Below are 2,578 nucleotides of genomic sequence, written 5' to 3' on the forward strand. Positions count from 1 at the left end.
TGGCGAATCCCGCAGGCCAGGGCGGCGAGCCGAGCATCGCGGAGACAAAATCCGGAGCCATCCACATGATGCTGCGCACCAAGGACGGCCAGCTCTGGCGCTCCATCAGCCGAGACAAAGGCGAGACGTGGAGCGCACCGGAGAAGACCGGCCTCGCCTCCACGTCGAGCGCCTCCCACCTGCTCTGCACACGCGATGGCAGACTCGTCCTGACCTACAATCCCGGTCCTGATCCGCACCGGTTTCCATTGCTCATCCGCATCTCACGCGATGAAGGAGTCACCTGGAGTGAGCCGACCTTGCTGGCCGACCGACCAGAGAAAGTCGGCGGCTGGTCCATCTGCTATCCCACCCTCACCGAACTCGCAGACGGCACGCTCTTCGCCATCTGGGCACAGCGCAAAGCCACCAGCACTGAGCTGTTTGCCGACATTCACTCGGCACGCATCGTTTTGAAGAAGTAGGCCGCATGAAACACACGCTCTCTTTACTCACCACGCTACTGCTCGCCTTGCCGGCGATCTCGGCAGAGCCCGCAGAAGCCGCTCCTCCATTCGAGGCGATGCGGAAGGTCGATGCCCATTCCCACATGTTCGAGGATGATCCCGCCTTTCATGCCCTGTTCCGGCGACTGAACATCCAGACGGTCAATATCTGCGTCAATGTGGGTGGCAAGCACCTGGAGCGAATGCACGAGACGGCTTTCGACCTCTATCGCCAGCACCCTCAGCTTTATCCGGTCATATCGACCTTCTCACTCCAGGGCTGCGATGAATCGGGTTACACGGACAAGGTCAACGCCTGGCTCGGACAGACCTTTGAGCGCGGTGCGCTCGGCGTGAAGATTTGGAAGGAAATCGGCCTCACGCTCAAGCGGCCCGACGGCAGCTTCCGAATGCCGGACGATGCGCTCTGGGACCCGATCTACGCCTATCTCGCCAAGTCGGAAAAGGTGCTCTACGCCCATCTCGCCGAGCCGCTCGAAGCCTGGCTGCCGCTCGACAAGGACAGCCCGCACTACAGCTATTACTCCCGGCAAAAGCAGTTCCACTTTTACGGCAGACCGGAGATACCAAGCCATGAGTCGATCATGGTGGCGCGGGATCGCATCATGGAAAAGCACCCCACGCTGGTGGTCGTCGGAGCCCATGTCGGCAGCCTCGAACACGACCTCGATGCCCTCGCCAAGCGGCTGGATCGCTATCCCAACTTTTATGCCGAAGTCTCCGCCCGCACGAAGACTCTGGTCCGTCAGCCAAGCGAAAAAGTCCGCGCGTTTTTGATCAAATACCAGGACCGCGTGCTGTATGGCCTCGACGCCGGTTGGCAGCCCTATTTCCTGGCGCTGCCTCCGGGCGATGAGCGCCGGAATGCTCACTTGCAGCTCCTGGAGACGTCTTACCGCGAAGACTACGCCTATTACGCGGGCACGGGCCAGATCAGCCACCAAGGCCGCCAGGTCGAGGCGCTGAACCTGCCGCGTGCCGTGCTGGAAAAGTTCTACCACCAAAACGCCGAGCGCGTCTTCCTTCTGAAGGCAGCGTGGGAGCGCAAGTAAGCGGCCGCGAACCATCCGCCACTCCGAAGACGATTATCACTCCATTTCACAACCCACACCCAAGACCCATGATTCGACCGCTCCTCATCCTCGTCACCCTTCTCGCGCTGCCCGCCATGGCGGAGCCGCAGTTCATCGCTGAGCGGCAAGAGGGGCTCAAACTGGTGCAAAGCGGAAAGCACGCTGAGGCGGCGGCGTTTTTCGTGAAGCTGGCGGAAACGGCACCCAAGCCGGAGCAGAAGTCCGATGCGCTGCGGCAGGCGGCACTGGCCACCGCTCGGAACAAACAAGTCGACGAGGCGCTGCTGCTGGCGGACCGGATTCCGCTCAAACCGGAGTCCCACTTTGCCAAGGTCCATATTTACCTGGAGGCCAGAAAATGGGCCGAACTGCTCAAGGCGGCCGAGAGGCTCGATGCGAACACATGGCCGGACGCTTTGATTTATCCCACGTTCATGGCTCGCGCTCGTGCCCGCTCCGCCCTCGGCGAGATGGCGGCGGCTGAGGCGGATGCCATGCAGGCCATCCAACACTCCATTTCGCTGAACAATCAGGCCGCCGCCTGGCACCTGATCGCTCAAAACGCGCAACGCACCGGGAAAGATGGGGCCAAGGCGCTCGAAGCCTACGCCGAGATGATTCGCCTGAAACCCAGCGGCGGCTCATTCCAACGAGCGTTGAGCGAACGCGCCCGGCTGCTTTCCTCGCTCGGCAAATACGATGCGGCTCTGGCGGACCTCGCCGAGCTGGACAAAAGCACCCGCAACGACCCGCATTGGATCTGCACGGCTCTGATGAGCTATGGCGACGTTTATCGCGACATGGGCAACAAGGCCAAGGCCCGCCAAAGTTTCGAACAAGCCGCGAAAGTGCCCGGCGCTCCCGCCGTCCTGCTCGATGAAGTGAAGCAGCGGCTGGCTGAGTTGAAACCCTGACGATCAGCAAGGGCAGAGGACTGGACGGGCAGTGGAATGTTTTTCCCATCACCCTTTTCCCCCATTCCACTGCCCCACCATTCCT

3 protein-coding genes are annotated in these 2,578 nt (G+C 61.4%); all 3 read left to right on the forward strand.

Features of this window, described 5'->3' with window-relative positions:
* Window positions 1-464 (forward strand): exo-alpha-sialidase (locus ACKVY0_RS10350; RefSeq protein WP_409214742.1); only part of this gene is annotated, 464 nt, incomplete at its 5' end.
* Between the two features lie 5 nt (window positions 465-469).
* Window positions 470-1,558: an amidohydrolase family protein gene (locus tag ACKVY0_RS10355; protein WP_409214743.1), complete on the forward strand. Its 1,089-nt coding sequence runs from the start codon at window positions 470-472 to the stop codon at window positions 1,556-1,558.
* Window positions 1,559-1,626: 68 nt separating this feature from the next.
* The gene (locus tag ACKVY0_RS10360) at window positions 1,627-2,493 is read left to right on the forward strand and encodes a hypothetical protein (RefSeq protein ID WP_409214744.1); all 867 of its coding nucleotides are present in this window, start codon (window positions 1,627-1,629) and stop codon (window positions 2,491-2,493) included.
* Window positions 2,494-2,578: the final 85 nt, after the last annotated feature.

It is taken from the genome of Prosthecobacter sp., from assembly GCF_046154365.1.
Classification (GTDB): Bacteria; Verrucomicrobiota; Verrucomicrobiia; order Verrucomicrobiales; family Verrucomicrobiaceae; genus Prosthecobacter.

What these genes read in the sequence shown, in the direction of transcription:
- ACKVY0_RS10355 (WP_409214743.1), top strand. Translation starts at nt 470, where the DNA reads ATGAAACACACGCTCTCTTTACTCACCACGCTACTGCTCGCCTTGCCG.
- ACKVY0_RS10360 (WP_409214744.1), top strand. Translation starts at nt 1,627, where the DNA reads ATGATTCGACCGCTCCTCATCCTCGTCACCCTTCTCGCGCTGCCCGCC.